Origin of the sequence: Amycolatopsis umgeniensis (genome assembly GCF_014205155.1) — a bacterium.
GTDB classification, from domain to species: domain Bacteria; phylum Actinomycetota; class Actinomycetes; order Mycobacteriales; family Pseudonocardiaceae; genus Amycolatopsis; species Amycolatopsis umgeniensis.
The window spans coordinates 2,337,023-2,354,637 of sequence record NZ_JACHMX010000001.1; the positions used below are offsets into that span (position 1 = coordinate 2,337,023).

The following is a 17,615-nucleotide window of genomic DNA, read 5'->3' on the forward strand; positions in this document are numbered from 1 at the left end:
TTGTCCGGTGGCTGACACGGACACCGGCGCTCCCCCGAAACCACTGCTGATCGCGGCCGCCTGCCTGGCGGTCCTGCTCGCCGCGGGTGTGGCCGTCTTCGGGCTGACCCGCGGCGCGGATCCCGTCACCCCGGCCGCCGACGGCCCGCTTCCGCTCGTCCCGATCCCGGCGTTCCAGTCGGGTTCACCCGACTGTGCGAAGCTCATCGGCGCGCTTCCGCACGAACTCACGTCGTCCGGGAACACGCTGGTCCGGCGGAAGCTGGCCGAACCGGCTCCCGAGGCGTCGGTCGGCTGGGGCACCGGCGAACCGGTGGTCCTGCGGTGCGGGCTCGGCAAGCCGCCGGAGCTCAACCCGACCTCGCAGCTGCGGACGATCAACAAGGTCCAGTGGCTGCAGGTCCAGGGTGAGGGCACCGCGACCTGGTTCGTGGTGGACCGTCCCGTCTACACGGCACTCACCGTGCCGGATACCGCGGGGACGGGGCCGCTCCAGACCGTTTCGGACGTCATCGCCGCCAACCTCCCCGCGGTACCACTGCGTTTCTGACCGCCCGCGTTTCTGATCAGGGAACGACCAGCAGGGTCTTCCCGGTGTACCGCCGTCCCTCGATGTCCGCGTGCGCGGCGGACGCCTCCGCCAGCGGGTACGTCCGGCCGATGATCGGCGTCAGGTTCCCTGCGGCCGCCAGCCGCAGCACCTCCCGCACCCGGCGCGGGTTGTCGGGCCAGAAGCCGACCAGCTGCGCCATGTCCACAATGGTCAGCCGGGCCCGGTCGGCGTCGCCGATCACGGTTTCCGCGCCGCTGGACATGCCGTAGCCGGAGAACCGGCCGCCGTTCCCGAGCAGCGCGAGCGAGGCCGCGCCCAGTTCGCCGCCGACGCCGTCGAACACCACGTCGAGCCGCTTGCCCCCGGTGAGGGCGAGGGCCTCACCGGTCCAGTCCGCCACCGAGTAGTCGACCGGCTCGGCCCCCAGTTTCCGGGCGATCGCCGCCTTTTCCTCGCCGCGGACGGCCGCGATGACCGTCGCACCCGCCGCGCGGGCGAGCTGCACCAGCAGGCTGCCGAGACCGCCGACACCCGGCGCCACCAGAATCCGTTCCCCGGCCGCGACCGGGGTCTTTTCCAGCAGCGCCAACGCGGTACTGCCGTCGTCGAGCAGGGCCACCGCGTGCCGCGGGTCGAGGCCGGGCGGGATCTCGAAGGTGTCTTCCGGCCGTGCGATGACCGTGTCCGCGTATCCCCCGCCGTATCCGCCCGGCGCGTGGGAGAGGACCGGCTTGCCCAGCCAGGTCTCGTCGACCCCGGCGCCGACAGCGTCGACGGTGCCCGCCACCGCGCCCCCCGGCACGTACGGCGGCTCGATCGCGAACACTTCCGGGCCGTCTCCTCGCCGGATGAGGGCGTCGAGCCAGCCGACTCCGGCCGCCGTCACCGCGACGCGGAGCTCACCTTCCGCGGGTTCGGGAGTGGGGAGTTCGATCTGTTCGAGAACTTCGGGACCACCGAATCGGGACACTCTGATCGCCTGCATGATCGAAAGTTACGACCTCCAGCAAGGTAGAGGTCAACCCAGAACGGCGAGAAGCGGCTTGAGGGCGGAGTGGAGCGCTTCACGCGAGCAACCCGCGTAACCGATGAGGTTCCCGAACACCGTGGGCGTCCCCGCGAAATGCCGCGCCAGACCGTCGAGCCGGATCCCCGCGCGTTCCGCCGCCGCCATCCGCGCCGCTTCCTCGGGGGCGGATCCACAAGGGACGACCAGATGCGCGCCCGCGTCGTCGCCGAGCACCGGGATCCCCGCCGACGTCAGCGTCGCCGAAACCAGGGACCGGCGCTCCGACAGTTCCCGGCGGAGCTTCCGCAGGTGCCGCCCCAGATCGCCGTGCCGCGCCAGTTCCGCGAGCACCCGCTGCCCCGCGGGCGAAGGACGCGTCCCGGTCCCTTCTCGGTACTCCAGCACCGCGGCCGCGACAGGGGACGGCGCGACCATCCAGCCCGCACCCAGCGCCGGGGTGAGGATCTTGCTCGTGGTCCCCAGATGCGCGACGACGTCGGGAGCGAGCGCGGCCAGCAGCGGCAGCGGCGCGACGTCGAACCGCAGCTCCCCGTCGTAGTCGTCCTCGATCACCAGCATGCCCTCGGCGCGGGCGAGTTCGACGAGTTCGACCCGGCGCGACGCGCTCATCCGGCTGCCGAGCGGGTACTGGTGCGCGGGCGAGCAGTACACCGCGCGCACGTCGGCCGGGACGGCGTCCGGGCGCAGGCCCTCCTCGTCGACCCCGACGGGCACGACCTCCATCCCCGCCCGCCGGAACGCCTGCACCGCGCGCTGATAGCCCGGCTCCTCGATCGCGACCCGGTCGCCGCGCGCGAGCACCGCGCCCGCGAGTTCGATCACCGCCGCCGTCGTCCCGCCGGTGGCCAGCACCGTCCCGGCGGCGAGCCCGCGGTGGCGAAGGAGGTGCTCCGACACCGCGTCCCGATAGGCGGGCAGGCCGGCCCTGTCCTCGCGATAGGTCGGGCGAGGGTCGGCGGCGGCCCGCCACGCGCGGCGCCAGGCCGCCTTCTCGATCCCGTCGGCCCACGGCACGCCCGGGGTGAGGTCGACCAGCGTGGGCGGCGCCGCGGCCACTCCCGGCGCGGGCCCTTTCGACGGCCTGTCCGCGGGTGGCGTGGTGGTGACGTAGGTGCCGGAGCCGTGTCGGCCGGCGATCCAGCCTTCCGCGTGAAGCTGCTCGTACGCCGCCGACGTCACCGTTCGGCTGACGCCCAGCCGGTGCGCGAGCGCCCTGGTCGAGGGCAGCCTGTCGCCGCCGCGCAGATGCCCGTCGCCCGCGGCGGCGCGCAACGCGTCGGCCAGCTGGACCGCGAGCGGGACGAGCGAATCGCGGTCGAGGCTGACCGGCAAGGCGGTGTCGGACATGCTGTACTCCGCACTCCTCGGAAGTGGCCTTCTCAAGTATAGGAGAATTGGACATTATTACAGTCCACTCTCCTGGGTGAGACTGCTCGCATGTCCACCCCGCTCTCTCCCACCGACCGGACCACCCTCGGCCGCAAGAAGAACCGCGCGCTCACCGATCGATCGGCGCTGTACGCGGTGCTCGACGAAGCCCTGATCTGTCATCTCGGCGTGGTGCGCGACGGCGTCCCGCTGGTCATCCCGACCGGCTACGGCCGCGACGGGAACACGCTCTACCTGCACGGATCCACCGGGGCGAAGAGTATGCGCGACTCCGACGGCGTCGAGGTCTGCGTCACGGTGACCCTGCTCGACGGCATCGTCTACGCGCGCTCGGTCAACAACCACTCGATGAACTACCGCAGCGCGGTGATCCTGGGCAGGGCGGCCGCGGTCACCGATCCCGAGCGGAAGATGCACGGCCTCCGCGTCCTGACCGACCATCTCGCGCCCGGCTCGTGGGAGCACGCGCGGGACGTCAACGCGAAGGAGTTCGCGTCGGTTTCGGTGCTGGAGCTGGACCTCACCGAGGCTTCGGTGAAGATGCGCGGCGAAGGTCCCGACGATCCCGAGGACGAGGTCGCGGCCGATCTCTCGTGGGCGGGGGTGCTGCCGGTGCGGACCGTCTTCGGGGAGCCGGAACCGTCGAAGGACCTGGTGAGCACTTGGGAGGTCCCCGCGCACGTACGCGAACGGGACTGACGCTCAGCGCCGTCGCGGCAGCCGCACGGTGAACGTCGTCGCTCCCGGCACACTCTCGACGTCGATCGTGCCGCCGTGCGCGGAAACCAGCGAGCGCACCACCGAAAGCCCGAGCCCGGTCCCGCCGTTGCCGCGCGTGCGGGCGGTGTCGACCCGGAAGAACCGGTCGAAGATCCGTTCCCGTGCCTCCGGCGGGATCCCCGGCCCGGCGTCGCTCACCCGCAGGACGACCTCCGAGCCCGAGGCGGCGCCCGACAGCGTGACCGCCGTACCGGGCGGCGTGTGCACCGCGGCGTTGGCGAGGAGGTTGTCCAGCACCTGCCGCAGGCTCACCGGATCCGCTTGCAGCACAACACCTTCCGGGATCGGGCCGAGGCTCAGCGGATGCTCCGGGCGACCGGCGGCGAAGGCCTCCCCCGCGTCGGTGATCAGCTCGGCGATGTCGACGTCGACCAGCCGAAGCGGTGCTTCGGTCTCCGGCGCGTCGAGGCGCGCGAGGAGCAGGAGATCGTCGACGAGCACGCTCATCCGCTGGGTCTCTTCCCGGATCTTCGACAGATGCGCCTCGCGTTCGGCGGGTTCGTTGGCCGCCGCGTAGCGGAAAAGCTCGGCGTAGCCCCGGATCGACGTCAGCGGCGTGCGCAGTTCGTGTGAGGCGTCGGCGATGAACCTCCGCAGGCGTTCGTTCGCTTCCCGGCGCGCGACCAGTGAGGAATCGAGGTGCGCCAGCATCACGTTGAACGCCGTCCGCAGTTCCTCGACCTCGGCGCCGCCGCCGTTGGCCCGCGCGCGCACCGGGAGATCGGCGTTCGTGGTCAGATCGTGCGACGCGATGTCGTGCGCCGTCCCGGCCATGTCGCTCAGCGGCCGCAGCCCGCGCCGCAGCACCAGCCGTCCCGCGATCACCAACACCGCCAGCGCCAGCAGGAACGCGACGACCTCGACCATCACCAGCTGGCTGACCGTCCGGTCCAGATCCGCCTGCGGTGCGGCGCTGACCAGCACGATGTTCTGGCTCCGCTCGATCGGGCAGGCCCGGACGCGATAGGTGCCCTTGTCCTCGATGTAGACCGTGCGCAGCACCTCGGTCTGCGTCGCGTCCTCGGCGACCTTCTCGAGCGCCTTCGTGTCCGGTGGCAGGGAACCGCCCGCCTGCGGCAGCGCGTCGCCGTTCCGCACCGAGTACACGGCCGAGAACCAGCCGTAGGCCTGCTGCGGTTTCCCGCCGTGCGTGGTGCGCAGCGACGGCACCTGGCTGATCTGGGTCTTGGCGAGCTGCTCGTCGAGCCGGTCGTTCAGATAGCCCTTCATGATGCCGACCATCACGGTGCCGACGACCGCGAACACGACCAGCGCCAGCACGCCGAGTCCGAGTGCCAGCCGGGTTCCGAGCCTCGAACGGCGCCAGGCGTCGTACCACCGGCGCAGCATCTTCATCTCGCCGCCTGCCGGACGACGTAACCCACGCCGCGCACGGTGTGGATCAGCGGCTCGTGGCCGGCGTCGAGTTTGCGGCGCAGATGCGAGATGACGAGTTCGACCACATTGGACCGGCCGCCGAAGTCGTACTCCCAGACGTGGTCGAGGATCTGCGCCTTGGTCATCACCGAGGGCGAACGCCGCATGAGATAGCGCAGCAGTTCGTACTCGGTCGGCGTCAGCTCGGCGGGTTTCCCGGCACGGGCGACTTCGCGGGTGTCCTCGTTCAGGGTCAGATCGCCGACCCGCAGCAGAGCGGCACTCCTGGACTGGCTGCTGCTACGCCGCAGCACCGCGCGCAGCCGCGCCATGAGTTCCTCGACGGAGAACGGCTTGACGAGGTAGTCGTCGCCGCCCCGGGTGAGCCCGGCGACGCGATCGGCCGTCGCGTCCTTCGCGGTGAGGAAGACGACGGGCACCGCCGTCCCGGCCTCGCGGAGCTTGTCCAGCACGGTGAACCCGTCGATCCCGGGCAGCATCAGGTCGAGCACGACGATGTCGGGCGCGAATTCGGCGGCCTTGGCGAGCGCGGCCTCGCCCGATCCGGCGGTGACGGCCTGCCAGCCCTCGTACCGGGCGACGGTGGCCACCAGGTCGGCGATATGCGGCTCGTCGTCCACCACGAGCAGGCGAACGGGGTTTTCGGTGTGCACGGATCCCATCCTCCGTGACCGCGCGCGCGAGAGCGAGGCGGGAGCGCTTACGACAGGAAGCCGACAGCTTCCGCCAAGAAAGGTCACAGGTTGGCACATCAGGCTCGGTACTTGAACCGGACCGGAAGGGACCACGTGTGACAACCATGACGCAGACCGCCGTGAAACCGCGCCCGGCGATCCGTCCCAGGATCGCCGCACGCGCCGGGCTCTTGACCTTCATCGTGGCCAATGTGGCCGCCGTGACCATGCTCTTCTTCGCCGCCGGGCCGTCGGACAACGTCCTCATCAGCATCGGCAGGCTCGCCGGGCTGTACGGGGCGCTGGCGATGGCGTTCCAGCTGCTGCTGGTCGCCCGGCTGCCGTGGCTCGACCGCCGCCTCGGCATGGACCGGCTCACCGTCTGGCACCGCTGGACCGGGTTCAGCCTGCTGTGGACGCTGCTCGCTCACTTCGTTTTCATCGTCTTCGGCTACGCGCAGGTCGAGGACAACGGCGTGGTCGAGGAGTTCGTCACGATGGTGACCAAACTGGAGGGGATCCTGCGCGCTGTCGTCGCTTTCGCGCTGATCCTGCTCGTCGGCGCCGTTTCCGCGCGCTTCGCCCGCCGCCGTCTGGCGTACGAGACCTGGCACTTCATCCACCTCTACACCTACGCCGCGGTCGTGCTGGCGTTCAGCCATCAGATCGCGCTGGGCGGTTCGTTCGCGTCTTCGCCGGGGGCGCAGGCTTATTGGTGGGCGATGTGGGGTGTCGCGCTCGGCTCGGTGCTCGCCGGGCGGGTGATCCTGCCGCTGGCGCGGAACCTGCGTCACCAGTTGAAGGTCGTCGCCGTGGTCCCCGAATCCCACGACACCGTGTCGGTGTACATGACCGGCGAACACCTCGACAGGATGCCCGCGAAGGCGGGCCAGTTCTTCCTCTGGCGCTTCATGACCAGGGATCGCTGGTGGCAGGCCAATCCGTTCTCGCTTTCGGCCGCGCCGGACGGCCGCACGCTGCGGCTGACCGCGAAGGCCGCCGGCGACGGCAGCGCTTCTTTGCGTTCGCTGAAGGTCGGCACCCGGGTGTTCGCCGAAGGCCCGTACGGCGCGTTCACCACGATGCACCAACGGAAACCGGACGCGCTGCTGGTCGCGGGCGGCGTCGGGATCACGCCGATCCGCGCGCTGCTGGAGGAGATCTCCGGTCATGTCGTGGTGCTCTACCGCGTCCGCACCCAGCACGACGCCGTCCTCCTGCCGGAATTGATGGGGCTGGCACGGGCGCGCGGAGCAGTCGTCCATGTCCTCAGTGGACCGTCCGATCAGGCCGGTCCGCACGGTCCGGTGCTCGGCGCGCACAGCCTGCGGCGGATGGTCCCGGACGTCCGGAACCGCGACGTGTTCGTCTGCGGCCCGCCCGGGATGACCTCGGCGACCCTGCGCAGCCTGCGGGAACTGCGGGTGCCGGGCAGCCAGGTCCACGCCGAACGTTTCAGCCTCGCCGCCTGAACCAGGGAGTCCCCGATCATGAAGAAGACCATCGTCGCCGCCACGGTCGCTCTTTCGACCTTCGGCTTCCTCGGTGTCTGGCTGTACGAACCGGGTCCGCTCGGTTCGGAGACCGTGGCCGTCGCCGCCCCCGCCCCGTCCACCGTGTCCTCTTCGGACGGTGGTGCCTCCGAAGGCGCGGAACGCACCATCGACGGCTCGGTGGAAAGCAACCGGTACGGCACCGTCCAGGTGCGACTGGTGATCTCGGCCGAGGACAGGATCTCCGAGGTCCGGCTGCTGCGGCAGCCGACCAGCGGACGCGGTGTCGACGCGATCCCTGTCCTGCAGGAGGAGACGCTGACAGCGCAGAGCGCCGACATCGACACCGTTTCCGGCGCGACCTCGACGAGCGAGTCGTACGTCAAATCGCTGCAGGCGGCGCTGGACGCCAGATGAACCGGGTCGAACAGGTGATGGGGCTGCCGGTCTCGGTGGACGTCCGGGCGGGCGGCGCACTCGTCGACCACGCGATCGACGGCGTCTTCGGCTGGCTGAGGGAGGTCGACGCCCGGTTCAGCCCGTTCAAAGCCGACAGCGAGGTCTGCCGCTACGACCGCGGCGAACTCGCGCCCTCGGGGCTGAGCGACGATCTGCTCGAGGTGCTTTCGCTGTGCGATCACTACGAACGGCTGTCCGGCGGGGCGTTCACCGCCCGGCTGCCCGGACGGCGGCTCGATCCGAACGCGGTGGTCAAGGGCTGGGCCGTGCAGCGGGCCGCGTCACTGCTGCTGGCCGAGGGCCTGGACGTCTTCTGCGTCAACGCCGGCGGGGACGTGGTCACCTCCGGTGAACCCGAACCCGGCCGCCCCTGGCGGGTCGGCATCCGGCATCCCGAACGGCTCGACGCGATCTGCGCCGTGGTGGAATCGTCCGGCGGTGCCGTCGCGACCTCGGCGGAGTACGAGCGGGGCGCGCACATCCTGGACGGGCGGACCGGGCGCCCGGCGACCGGACTGCTGAGCGTCACCGTCACCGCCGACGACCTCGTCACGGCGGATTCCCTGGCCACCGCCACTTTCGCGATGGGAACCGAGGGGATCGCCTGGGTCGCTTCGCAACGGGGCTGCCAGGTGCTGATCGTCGACGCGGAACGGCAGGTGCACCGGTCGCCGGGGCTGCGGCTGGCTTAAGCGCGGGCTCCCGATGTCGCGAAAGCCACTTTCGGGACGTCTGATGTCCCGAAAGTGGCTTTCGCGACATCCCTGGCGACCATCGAGTCCGGCCCGAGCCGAAGTCGCCCCACCTCCGTAAAACGCTGGCAGGGGTTCCCGGGCTCAGGCAGACTGCGGTCCCATGGCCTCTGTCGTACAAAACTTCTTCTTCGACTGCACCGACGCCTACGAGCTCGGGCGGTTCTGGAGCGGTGTCACCGGAAAACCGCTCGCCGACGACGACCACCCCGGCGATCCCGAGGCGATCATCGTGCTGGACAACGGTGTCACGCTGTTCTTCGGCCAGGTCCCCGAGCCGAAGACGACGAAGAACCGCATCCACCTCTGCCTGGAACCCGACATCCCGCGCGACGAAGAGGTGGAGCGCGTGCTGAAGCTCGGCGCGACCCTCCTGCACGACCGGCGCAACCCGGACGGCACCGGCTGGGCCGTCCTCGGCGACCCCGAGGGCAACGAATTCTGCGTGCTGCGCAGCGCCGCGGAAAAGGCCGCGACCTCGTGACGGACTACCTCACCGTCAACCGCGCGAACTGGGACGAACGCGCTCCGGCGCACGCCGCGTCGGCGGACTACGGCTACGACCGGTTCGTCGCGGACCCCGCGCATCTCAGCGGTGTGGTCACCTTCGACCGGCCGCTGCTCGGCGACGTCTCCGGCGCGCGCGGGGTGCACCTGCAGTGCCACATCGGCACGGACACGCTTTCCCTGTCCCGCCTCGGCGCGCGGATGACCGGCCTCGACTTCTCCGCGCCCGCGCTGGAGATCGCGCGACGGCTCGCGGCCGAGACGGGTACGGAAATCGACTACCATCAGTCCGATGTGTACAGTGCCGCCGACGTACTGGGCGCCGGGGAGTTCGACCTGGTCTACACGGGAATCGGCGCGATCTGCTGGCTGCCCGACATCGCCCGCTGGGGACAGGTCGTCGCGACGCTGCTGCGGCCGGGCGGACGGCTGTTCATCCGGGACATGCACCCGATGCTGGGCACCCTCGACGAGACCCAGCCGGTGATCACGCCGCGTTACCCGTACTTCGAGCAGGCCCAGCCGCTGGTGTTGGACGAGCCGGGGACCTATGTGGACACCGACGTTTCGTTCGAGAACAACCGGACGCACGAGTGGAACCACGGGCTGGGCGAGATCGTCACTTCACTGCTCGAGGCGGGGCTGACGCTGACGCGCCTGGTGGAGCACGACAGCGTGCCGTGGAACGCGTTGCCCGGGTTCATGACCGTGGACGAGGCGACCGAGGAATGGCGCCTGGAGAAGGATCCGGAGCGGCTGGCGGCCAGTTTCACCATCGAGGCCGTGAAGGTCGCGTGAGCAGACCCGGACCCGGAAGAATGGACGGTATGTCGAGCGAATCCCGACGGCCGCTGGTCGCCGTCGCCGCCTTGGGCGGCACCATCTCCATGGTCCCCGGCGACGGCGAGGACCACGCCGTCCCCAGGCTGACCGCGGCGGATCTCCTCGGCGAACTGGGCGAAAACCTGGAGATGGACGTCCACGCGGAGACGCTCGCGGGCATTTCCAGCGCCTCGATGGACTTCGCGACCCTCGTCAAGACCCTGGACTGGGCCGCCCGAGCCGTCGCCGAAGGCGCGGAAGGCGTCGTCGTGGTCCAGGGCACGGACACCCTCGAAGAGACCGCGTACTTCTTCGAGCTGACTTGGGCTTTCGAGGCCCCGATCGTCATCACCGGCGCGATGCGCAACCCGAGCCTGCCCAGCGCGGACGGTCCCGCGAACCTGCTCGCCGCGCTCACCGTCGCCGCCGATCCCCGCAGCCGGGGCCGCGGCTCGCTGGTCGCGTTCAACGACGACGTCCACGCCGGACGCTGGGTCCGCAAAGCGCATTCGAGCCATGTCGAGGCGTTCTCCTCGAATCCCGCCGGGCCGCTCGCGCTGGTCAGCGAGGGCCTGGTGCACTACTTCCACCCGGTCGCCGCGCGCCCGCCCGCGCTGTCCCTGGTGGACGCGGACTTCTCCGGATTGGTGCCGATCGTCGAGAGCGGCGTCGAGGACACCGGCGAACTCCTGGAGACGCTGATCAAGGCCGGGGTCAAGGGAGTGGTGCTCGCCGCGAACGGCGGCGGCCACGTCTCGGCCGGGACAGCCGACGTGATCGAGCGCGCGCTCCCCGGCCTACCGATCGTGGTCGCCGGCCGCACCGGCGCCGGGCCGACGTTCCGCGGTACCTACGGCTTCCGCGGTTCGGAGTCCGACCTGATCGCGATGGGCGTGACCATGGCGGGCTGGCTCGACCCGCGCAAGTCCCGGCTCCTGCTGCACACCCTGCTCGCCACCGGTGCCTCCCGGGAACGCGTCGAAGCCGAGTTCCGGCTTCGCGGAGACCTCACCTGACCTGACCGCGATCGGCCCAGCGGGTCGTAAGTGGGGTTCCTGTCGGGGCAGGTCCGTGAAGGCCTCCTTCCCTACGCTCAAGGTAGGGAAGGAGGCCTTCACGGACCGGGCCCAGCGCTCTTCCCGCATTTAGAGGACTAAATGCGGGAAGAGAAGGGGCTAGTCCCGGATCGGACCCGAAATCGGGTCCAGGTGGTACGGGCGCATGGTGCGGGTCTGGTGCCGGTAGACGTGCACGCTGACGGCGGGATCCGGGCCGTCGTTGCGCACTTCGTGGATATAGCCGGGGCCGAAGACCCGCGACTGCCCTTCGGACAGCGAATGCAGCTCCGTCACCGCCCGCCCGTCGGACGCGCGCCGGGCGACGGTCTCGCTCAGCTTCCCGCCGACCACGGTGAACGCGCCCGCGGCGAATTCGTGGTCGTGCAGGTCGGTGTGCTGGCCGGGCAGCCAGCTCATCAGCCAGATCTCCTGCAGTTCGTCGACGTCGACGAGGGCGGAAAACCGCGCCTCGGGGTCGTAGCGCAGGAGGTGCCGCCAGCGGTCACGATCCGCGGCGAACTCGAGCGCGACCCGCACCGGGTGACGCAGGGCGGGGTTTTCGGGAATGACGAGCGTGTTGTCCGGGACGGCGAACATGAGGAGTCCTCGCAAAGGAAAGAAGTGTCGAACTGGGCCGGGGCGGGGTTCACCGACAACAGAGACACGCGCACGCGACCGCACCAAGACCCGAGAGGCCCCGCGACACAGTCATCCCACGTGCGAACATGCCCTCAGCGAACCAGTGCGGAGCCCGGCGGTCAACCGATCTCATACCGTGGACCGTGAGTTCTGCACCCGCCGACCATGCTCGCAGCACGAATCGGACCCGGTCTGTCGCGATCGTGCGGTCTTCCTCAGGACCACTCGTGCTTCTGCGACCGCCCGAGCAGCTCCGCGCCCGCACGTCGCGGGTCGACACCTTCGTGACAGACGCGGTGCATCGCGTCGGTGATCGGCATGTCGACGCCGAGGCTCAGCGAGAGTTCCCGGATCGACGTGCACGACTTGACGCCCTCGGCGACCTGACCGCCGGTGGCCGCCAGCGCCTGTTCCAGCGTCTCGCCCTGGCCGAGCCGCTCGCCGAAGGTCCGGTTACGGGACAGTGGCGACGAGCACGTCGCCACCAGGTCGCCGACGCCGGCGAGTCCGGCGAAGGTCAGCGGGTCGGCGCCGAGTTTCGCGCCGAGCCGGGCCATCTCGGCCAGCCCCCGGGTGATCAGCGTGGCCACGGTGTTGGCGCCCAGCCCCAGCCCCGCCGCCATCCCGCAGCTGAGCGCGATGACGTTCTTGCACGCCCCGCCCAGTTCGCAGCCGACGACGTCGGTGTTGGTGTACGGCCGGAAGTACTGGTTGAAACTCGCCTGCTGGATCGCCTTGGCGTTGTCGTGGTCGGTGCAGGCGAGCACCGCCGCCGCCGGCTGCCCCAGCGCGATCTCCTTCGCCAGGTTCGGCCCGGACACGACCACGATCTGCCCGTCGTCGACGCGGGCGATCTCGGCGATGACCTCGCTCATCCGCTTGAGCGTGCCCAGCTCGACGCCCTTCGCGAGGCTCACGAGGATCGCTTCGGACGGCAGCAGACCGGACCACTCCGACAGGTTGGTCCGCAACGTCTGGCTCGGCACCGCGAGGACCACGGCCTGCGCGCCGTCGAGCGCCTCGGCCGGATCCGCCGTCGCGGTGATCTTCGAAGGCAGCTCGATATCGGGCAAATAGGATGAATTGCGATGCTCGTCCCGGATTTCGGCCGCGACCTCGGGCCGCCGGGCCCAGATGGTCACGTCCCGTCCGGCGTCGCCGAGCACCTTGGCGAACGCCGTCCCCCACGACCCCGCGCCGAGCACGGTCAGGCGCTGGACCTCGGTGGCGGTTCCGGCCATCAGGCGTCTTCCCCCGGCTTCTTCGCGGGCGGTTCCTCCTGGCGGATTTCCGCCAGGAGGGCGGTGATGTCGGTCATCATCAGCTCGGTGACCTCGCGCAGCTTGGACGCGCTGCGCGTGGAACCGTTCTTGTAGGCCGACAGGTCCATCGGCTCGCCGACCAGGTGCGTGATCGTCTTGCGCGGGAACGGCGTGAACTTCTTCGTGTAGCCGTTGAAGATGTGGTTCGTGCCCCAGCGGGCGATCGGGATCACCGGCACGTCGGTCTCCAGCGCGAGGCGCGCGGCGCCGGTGAACGGCTTCTTGGGCCAGCCGTCCGGATCCTTGGTGATCGTCCCCTCGGGATAGATCACCACGATCTTGCCGTCGCGCAGCGCCTGGTGAGCGGCCTTGAGGCTGTCTCCCGCGGCTTTCGAACCCCGCGAAACCGGGATCTGGCCCGCCCCGACGAAGATTTTGCCGAACAGCGGCGTCCTGGTCAGGCTCTCCTTGCCGAGGAAACGCGGCACCCGCTTCTGGCGGTGCACGAACACCGCGTCCACCACCGGGTCCATGTGGGACACGTGGTTGAGCAACAGCAGCGCGCCGCCTTCGCGGGGGACCCGCCCGGCGTTGCGGTAGACCCGCTTGCCGATGGCCGTCGCCGGGTAGAACAGTGCGGCGGCGATGCCAACCCAGATGCCGCCCTTCTCACGCCGGGCCAATTCGTCCTCCTCGAAGTCACACGTGTCGTCCCAGGCCACTGATCCTGCCGCGCGCACGCGAGCGCGGTCCAGGGAGGGTCGGGTAAGAAGAGAGATGTGGACAGTGTGGGTACCGACCTGATCGTGCCGATGAAACGCCCGGCGGAGGGCAAGTCGCGGCTCCGCGGCGCGGTCGTGCCCGAGCGACACGCCGAACTGGTGCTGGCGCTGGCCTACGACACCCTGTCCGCGGCGACCTCGGCGGACGGGGTCCGCCGGGTGCTGGTGGTCGCCGCGGACCCGGCATCGGTGGCGGATCTCACCGAGCTGGGCGTGGAGATCGTCGTCGAGCCTTCACGCGGCGGTTTGAACACGGCCCTGCGCTACGGCGAAGAACTGCTGCGCCGGGACTCGCCGTCCGCTCTCGTCGGCGCCTTGCAGGCAGACCTGCCCGCGTTGCGGACCGAGGACCTCACCGCCGCGCTCGCCGAAGCCGCCGGGAACCGGGCTTTCGTCGCGGACCGGCAGGGAACGGGCACGACACTCTTGCTCGCAGGGGCGGGCCGCGCGCTGCGACCCCGGTTCGGCGAGGGTTCCGCGCGGGCGCACACCGCGTCCGGTGCGACCCCGCTCACCATTCCCGCGGAATCGCTCCGCGCGGACGTGGACACCGCGGATGATCTCGCTCACGTCCGCACCCTCGGTGTCGGAAAGCGCACTTCAACACTGTTGGGAACACCCTGCGTGGTGATGTGACGAGAGTTCACCCCGACGACCCGCGCGCGGCGCACATAATCGCGCCGAGTGGTGAACAATGAAGCCCGTGAGCACAAACGACGGCGGCACCCCGAACTCGGCAAGGAAGCGGAAGACCTCCGCCGCGAAACCGGAACCGGACAGCGGCGCGGCCAAACCCGCCAGGGCGCGGAAGACCGGTCCCGCGGTGAAGAGCAACGGCACCCACCGCACTCCCCGCGCGACCCGCGGCGGGGCGGCGAGCCGTCCCGCGCAGGAGTTCCGCGCGCTGCCCGCCGCACCGCCCGCGGTGACGTCGGCGCCCACCGCCGTCGAGACGCTGCCCGATGACCGGTACTTCAACCGTGAGCTGTCGTGGCAGGACTTCAACGCGCGCGTGCTCGCGCTGGCCGAGGACGAGTCGCAGCCGCTGCTCGAACGCGGCAAGTTCCTGGCGATCTTCGCGTCCAATTTGGACGAGTTCTACATGGTGCGGGTCGCCGGGCTGAAGCGCCGTGACGAGACGGGGCTCCCGGTCCGCAGCGCGGACGGGCTCACCCCGCGCGAGCAATTGGCCTACATCGCCAAGCGGAACCAGGATCTGGTCGAGCGGCACACGAACGCCTTCGAACTGCACCTGCGGCCGCAGCTGGCCGACGAAGACATCCACATCGTCGGCTGGAACGACCTGACCGGCGCCGACCAGCTCCGGCTGTCCAACTACTTCAGCGAGCAGATCTTCCCGGTGCTCACACCGCTGGCCGTGGATCCCGCGCACCCGTTCCCCTATATTTCCGGCCTCTCGCTCAACCTCGCGGTGACCGTCCGCGATCCGGAGGGCGGCACCGAGCGGTTCGCGCGCGTCAAGGTGCCGAGCAACGTGCCGCGCCTGATGCGGATCGAGCAGCAGCCGCGCGAGGTCCGCACCGCGACGTTCCTTCCCCTGGAGGAACTGATCGCCGCCCACCTCGGCGAACTGTTCACCGGTATGGAGGTCACCGAGCACCACGCGTTCCGGGTCACCCGCAACGCGGACTTCGAGGTGGAAGAGGACCGGGACGAGGATCTGCTCCAGGCGCTGGAACGCGAACTGGCCCAGCGCCGGTTCGGCCCGCCGGTGCGGCTCGAAGTGGCGCAGGACATGAGCGAGCACATGCTCGAACTGCTGCTGCGCGAACTGGAGGTCGACCCGCGCGACGTCGTCGAGGTCCCCGGCCTGCTGGACCTGACCTGTCTGCACCAGTTGGCCGGTGTCGACCGGAAAGAACTCAAGGACCGCCCTTTCGTTCCGGCGACGCACCCCGCGTTCGGTGAGCGCGAGACGCCGAAGTCGGTGTTCGCGACACTGCGCGAGGGCGACGTCCTGGTGCACCACCCGTACGACTCGTTCTCCACCAGCGTCCAGCGGTTCATCGAACAGGCCGCCGCGGACGAGAAGGTGCTGGCGATCAAGCAGACGCTGTACCGCACCTCCGGCGACTCCCCGATCGTCGACGCGCTGATCGACGCCGCCGAGGCGGGCAAGCAGGTCGTCGCGCTGGTCGAGATCAAGGCGCGGTTCGACGAGCAGGCCAACATCACCTGGGCCCGCACGCTGGAACGCGCGGGCGTGCACGTGGTGTACGGCCTCGTCGGGCTGAAGACGCACTGCAAGGTCTCGATGGTGGTGCGCCAGGAAGGTTCGACCATCCGCCGCTACTGCCACATCGGCACCGGCAACTACAACCCGAAGACAGCGCGCCTCTACGAAGACCTCGGCATCCTGACAGCCGATCCGACGATCGGCGCGGACCTGACGGACTTGTTCAACGTCCTCACCGGGTACTCCCGCCAGGACACCTATCGCAACATCCTCACGTCGCCGCACGGGATCCGCCGCGGCATCGTGCGCGCGATCGGCGAGGAGATCGAACTCGCCCGCGCCGGGCAGACCGCCGGGATCCGGCTCAAGTGCAACTCCCTCGTCGACGAGCAGATCATCGACGCGCTGTACCACGCGTCACAGGCCGGAGTGCCGGTCGACATCGTGGTGCGCGGGATCTGCGCGCTGAAGCCGGGTGTGGAGGGACTGAGCGAGAACATCCACGTCCGCTCGATCCTCGGCCGTTTCCTGGAGCACTCGCGCATCTTCAACTTCCGCGCGGGCGGCACGCACTGGATCGGCAGCGCGGACATGATGCACCGCAACCTGGACCGCCGGATCGAGGCGCTGGTGCGGGTCAAGGATCCGAAGCTGACGGCGCAGCTGGACTACATCTTCGAGTCCGCGCTGCATCCGGCGACCCGGTGCTGGGTGCTGACGTCCACCGGCGAGTGGACCCCGTTCCCCGCGACCGGTGACGACGTCCGCGACCATCAGGTCGAACTGGCGAAGCGGCACGGAGCCGCCGGATGAGCGGGGTCGTGCGGGCGGCGGGAGCCGTCCTCTGGCGTCGCGACGGGGACCGGATCGAGGTCGCGCTGGTCCACCGGCCGCGCTACGACGATTGGTCGCTGCCGAAGGGAAAGCTGGATCCGGGCGAGACCATCGCGGAAGCCACCGTCCGGGAGATCGAGGAGGAGACCGGATTCGAGGCCGTGCTCGGCCGCTATCTGGTCCGCACCGAGTACACCGTGACGGGACTGCCGAAGACCGTCGACTATTTCGCCGCCCGCGCGGCTTCCGGCTCGTTCGCCCCGAACGAGGAAGTCGACGAGCTGCGTTGGCTCGACGCCGTGACGGCGGAGAAACTGCTGACGCGACCGGGTGACGTGCGAGTGCTGCGCGAGTTCTCCGCGCTGCCGCCCGAACTCACCACGGTGATCCTGGTGCGGCACGCCAAAGCGGGTAAACGCGACGAGTGGAACGGCGACGACGACCTGCGGCCGCTGTCGGACGCGGGTCAGCGTCAGGCCGAAGCACTGCGTTCGCTGCTGCGGCACTACGCGCCCGGCAGGGTCCTCTCGGCGCCGCGGCTTCGTTGCGTCCAGACGGTGAACGGGCTCGCCGAAGATCTCGGGGTCGAGATCCGGCACGAGCCGCTGCTGTCGGAAGAGGGCTACTGGCCGGACCCCGTGCTCGGTGTCGCACGGTTGCTGGCCATCGCGGGCGACGGCGGGACACCGGTGATCTCGAGCCAGGGCGGTGTGATCCCGGACGTCGTCAGCGCGCTGGCCGACCGCGACGGCGTCGACCTCCCCGCCGCGCGCGGCGGTGTGGTGCCGTCGAAGAAGGGCTCGTTCTGGGTGCTGTCGTTCCGGGCGCCGACCGAAGAGGACGGGCCGGTGCTGGTGGCGGCGGACTACTTCGCGTCGCCTCTGCCGACGCCTGCTCCCGCACATCCCTGACGCTCGAGCGAATATGTCCGTGAAGGCCTCCTTCCCTACGCTCAAGGTAGGGAAGGAGGCCTTCACGGACTTCAA

Annotated in this window: 18 protein-coding genes; 11 read left to right on the forward strand and 7 right to left on the reverse strand. The window is 70.0% G+C overall.

The genetic code is table 11. The annotated features are described in order from the left end of the window. Positions 1-7: 7 nt before the first annotated feature. Complete coding sequence (locus HDA45_RS10410) at positions 8-550, forward strand: DUF3515 family protein (protein WP_184894131.1); 543 nt, start codon at positions 8-10, stop codon at positions 548-550. 16 nt (positions 551-566) lie between these two features. Here HDA45_RS10410 and HDA45_RS10415 read toward each other — a convergent pair whose 3' ends face one another. Together HDA45_RS10415 and pdxR are read right to left on the reverse strand one after the other, a co-directional pair. Then, positions 567-1,538: a zinc-binding dehydrogenase gene (locus tag HDA45_RS10415; protein ID WP_184894133.1), complete on the reverse strand. Its 972-nt coding sequence runs from the start codon at positions 1,536-1,538 to the stop codon at positions 567-569. 33 nt (positions 1,539-1,571) lie between these two features. Continuing rightward, the gene (pdxR, locus tag HDA45_RS10420) at positions 1,572-2,930 is read right to left on the reverse strand and encodes a MocR-like pyridoxine biosynthesis transcription factor PdxR (RefSeq protein ID WP_184894135.1); all 1,359 of its coding nucleotides are present in this window, start codon (positions 2,928-2,930) and stop codon (positions 1,572-1,574) included. A gap of 90 nt (positions 2,931-3,020) precedes the next feature. Here pdxR and HDA45_RS10425 point away from each other — a divergent pair, with 90 nt between their 5' ends. Beyond that, on the forward strand, positions 3,021-3,671 hold the full coding sequence (locus tag HDA45_RS10425; RefSeq protein WP_184894137.1) for a pyridoxamine 5'-phosphate oxidase family protein: 651 nt from the start codon (positions 3,021-3,023) through the stop codon (positions 3,669-3,671). 3 nt (positions 3,672-3,674) lie between these two features. Here the strand turns inward: HDA45_RS10425 and HDA45_RS10430 are convergent, their stop codons facing one another. Both HDA45_RS10430 and HDA45_RS10435 read right to left on the reverse strand, forming a co-directional pair. Further along, a complete protein-coding gene (locus HDA45_RS10430; protein WP_184894139.1) occupies positions 3,675-5,108 on the reverse strand; it encodes a sensor histidine kinase in 1,434 nt (477 codons plus the stop codon). Then, entirely contained in the window at positions 5,105-5,803 is a 699-nt protein-coding gene (locus tag HDA45_RS10435; RefSeq protein ID WP_343072042.1) for a response regulator transcription factor, read from the reverse strand. The genes HDA45_RS10430 and HDA45_RS10435 overlap by 4 nt, the downstream gene beginning before the upstream one ends. 146 nt (positions 5,804-5,949) lie before the next feature. Here HDA45_RS10435 and HDA45_RS10440 point away from each other — a divergent pair, with 146 nt between their 5' ends. The 6 genes from HDA45_RS10440 to HDA45_RS10465 all read left to right on the forward strand — a co-directional run bounded on the left by HDA45_RS10440 (position 5,950) and on the right by HDA45_RS10465 (position 10,873). Further along, positions 5,950-7,296, forward strand: a complete 1,347-nt coding sequence (locus HDA45_RS10440) for a ferredoxin reductase family protein (protein ID WP_221471069.1) — start codon at positions 5,950-5,952, stop codon at positions 7,294-7,296. Between the two features lie 18 nt (positions 7,297-7,314). Then, positions 7,315-7,734 (forward strand): FMN-binding protein, encoded by a 420-nt coding sequence (locus tag HDA45_RS10445; RefSeq protein WP_184894145.1) that lies wholly within the window; start codon positions 7,315-7,317, stop codon positions 7,732-7,734. Beyond that, complete coding sequence (locus tag HDA45_RS10450; protein WP_184894147.1) at positions 7,731-8,468, forward strand: FAD:protein FMN transferase; 738 nt, start codon at positions 7,731-7,733, stop codon at positions 8,466-8,468. Before HDA45_RS10445 ends, HDA45_RS10450 begins: the two co-directional genes overlap by 4 nt. A gap of 163 nt (positions 8,469-8,631) precedes the next feature. After that, the gene (locus HDA45_RS10455) at positions 8,632-9,012 is read left to right on the forward strand and encodes a VOC family protein (protein WP_184894150.1); all 381 of its coding nucleotides are present in this window, start codon (positions 8,632-8,634) and stop codon (positions 9,010-9,012) included. Further along, positions 9,009-9,833 (forward strand): methyltransferase domain-containing protein, encoded by an 825-nt coding sequence (locus tag HDA45_RS10460; protein WP_184894152.1) that lies wholly within the window; start codon positions 9,009-9,011, stop codon positions 9,831-9,833. Before HDA45_RS10455 ends, HDA45_RS10460 begins: the two co-directional genes overlap by 4 nt. 29 nt (positions 9,834-9,862) lie before the next feature. Further along, positions 9,863-10,873: an asparaginase gene (locus tag HDA45_RS10465; RefSeq protein WP_184894154.1), complete on the forward strand. Its 1,011-nt coding sequence runs from the start codon at positions 9,863-9,865 to the stop codon at positions 10,871-10,873. 159 nt (positions 10,874-11,032) lie between these two features. On the opposite strand, the gene HDA45_RS10470 is transcribed toward HDA45_RS10465, so the two are convergent. The 3 genes from HDA45_RS10470 to HDA45_RS10480 form a co-directional block, all read right to left on the reverse strand. Next, entirely contained in the window at positions 11,033-11,512 is a 480-nt protein-coding gene (locus HDA45_RS10470) for a cysteine dioxygenase (protein ID WP_184894156.1), read from the reverse strand. Positions 11,513-11,769: 257 nt separating this feature from the next. Continuing rightward, positions 11,770-12,795 (reverse strand): NAD(P)H-dependent glycerol-3-phosphate dehydrogenase, encoded by a 1,026-nt coding sequence (locus HDA45_RS10475; protein ID WP_184894158.1) that lies wholly within the window; start codon positions 12,793-12,795, stop codon positions 11,770-11,772. Then, positions 12,795-13,538 carry a 1-acyl-sn-glycerol-3-phosphate acyltransferase gene (locus HDA45_RS10480; protein ID WP_184894160.1) on the reverse strand — a complete coding sequence of 248 codons (744 nt, stop codon included), beginning with the start codon at positions 13,536-13,538 and terminating at the stop codon, positions 12,795-12,797. Before HDA45_RS10480 ends, HDA45_RS10475 begins: the two co-directional genes overlap by 1 nt. A 66-nt stretch (positions 13,539-13,604) precedes the next feature. Between HDA45_RS10480 and cofC the strand changes: the two genes are divergently transcribed. Genes cofC through HDA45_RS10495 form a run of 3 tightly spaced genes read left to right on the forward strand, consistent with a single transcriptional unit; the run spans position 13,605 to position 17,540 of the window. Next, the gene (gene cofC / locus HDA45_RS10485; RefSeq protein ID WP_184905482.1) at positions 13,605-14,234 is read left to right on the forward strand and encodes a 2-phospho-L-lactate guanylyltransferase; all 630 of its coding nucleotides are present in this window, start codon (positions 13,605-13,607) and stop codon (positions 14,232-14,234) included. 58 nt (positions 14,235-14,292) lie between these two features. Continuing rightward, positions 14,293-16,608 (forward strand): RNA degradosome polyphosphate kinase, encoded by a 2,316-nt coding sequence (locus tag HDA45_RS10490; RefSeq protein ID WP_184894162.1) that lies wholly within the window; start codon positions 14,293-14,295, stop codon positions 16,606-16,608. Beyond that, entirely contained in the window at positions 16,605-17,540 is a 936-nt protein-coding gene (locus HDA45_RS10495; protein ID WP_184894164.1) for an NUDIX hydrolase, read from the forward strand. Before HDA45_RS10490 ends, HDA45_RS10495 begins: the two co-directional genes overlap by 4 nt. The last annotated feature ends 75 nt before the right edge of the window (positions 17,541-17,615 follow it).

Bases quoted from the DNA above. Each gene is read 5' to 3' on its own strand.
- HDA45_RS10465 (WP_184894154.1), top strand. From the start codon at position 9,863: ATGTCGAGCGAATCCCGACGGCCGCTGGTCGCCGTCGCCGCCTTGGGC.
- HDA45_RS10440 (WP_221471069.1), top strand. From the start codon at position 5,950: ATGACGCAGACCGCCGTGAAACCGCGCCCGGCGATCCGTCCCAGGATC.
- HDA45_RS10490 (WP_184894162.1), top strand. From the start codon at position 14,293: ATGAAGCCCGTGAGCACAAACGACGGCGGCACCCCGAACTCGGCAAGG.
- HDA45_RS10415 (WP_184894133.1), bottom strand. From the start codon at position 1,538: ATGCAGGCGATCAGAGTGTCCCGATTCGGTGGTCCCGAAGTTCTCGAA.
- HDA45_RS10430 (WP_184894139.1), bottom strand. From the start codon at position 5,108: ATGAAGATGCTGCGCCGGTGGTACGACGCCTGGCGCCGTTCGAGGCTC.
- HDA45_RS10445 (WP_184894145.1), top strand. From the start codon at position 7,315: ATGAAGAAGACCATCGTCGCCGCCACGGTCGCTCTTTCGACCTTCGGC.
- HDA45_RS10495 (WP_184894164.1), top strand. From the start codon at position 16,605: ATGAGCGGGGTCGTGCGGGCGGCGGGAGCCGTCCTCTGGCGTCGCGAC.
- HDA45_RS10450 (WP_184894147.1), top strand. From the start codon at position 7,731: ATGAACCGGGTCGAACAGGTGATGGGGCTGCCGGTCTCGGTGGACGTC.
- pdxR (WP_184894135.1), bottom strand. From the start codon at position 2,930: ATGTCCGACACCGCCTTGCCGGTCAGCCTCGACCGCGATTCGCTCGTC.
- HDA45_RS10475 (WP_184894158.1), bottom strand. From the start codon at position 12,795: ATGGCCGGAACCGCCACCGAGGTCCAGCGCCTGACCGTGCTCGGCGCG.
- HDA45_RS10455 (WP_184894150.1), top strand. From the start codon at position 8,632: ATGGCCTCTGTCGTACAAAACTTCTTCTTCGACTGCACCGACGCCTAC.
- HDA45_RS10470 (WP_184894156.1), bottom strand. From the start codon at position 11,512: ATGTTCGCCGTCCCGGACAACACGCTCGTCATTCCCGAAAACCCCGCC.
- HDA45_RS10425 (WP_184894137.1), top strand. From the start codon at position 3,021: ATGTCCACCCCGCTCTCTCCCACCGACCGGACCACCCTCGGCCGCAAG.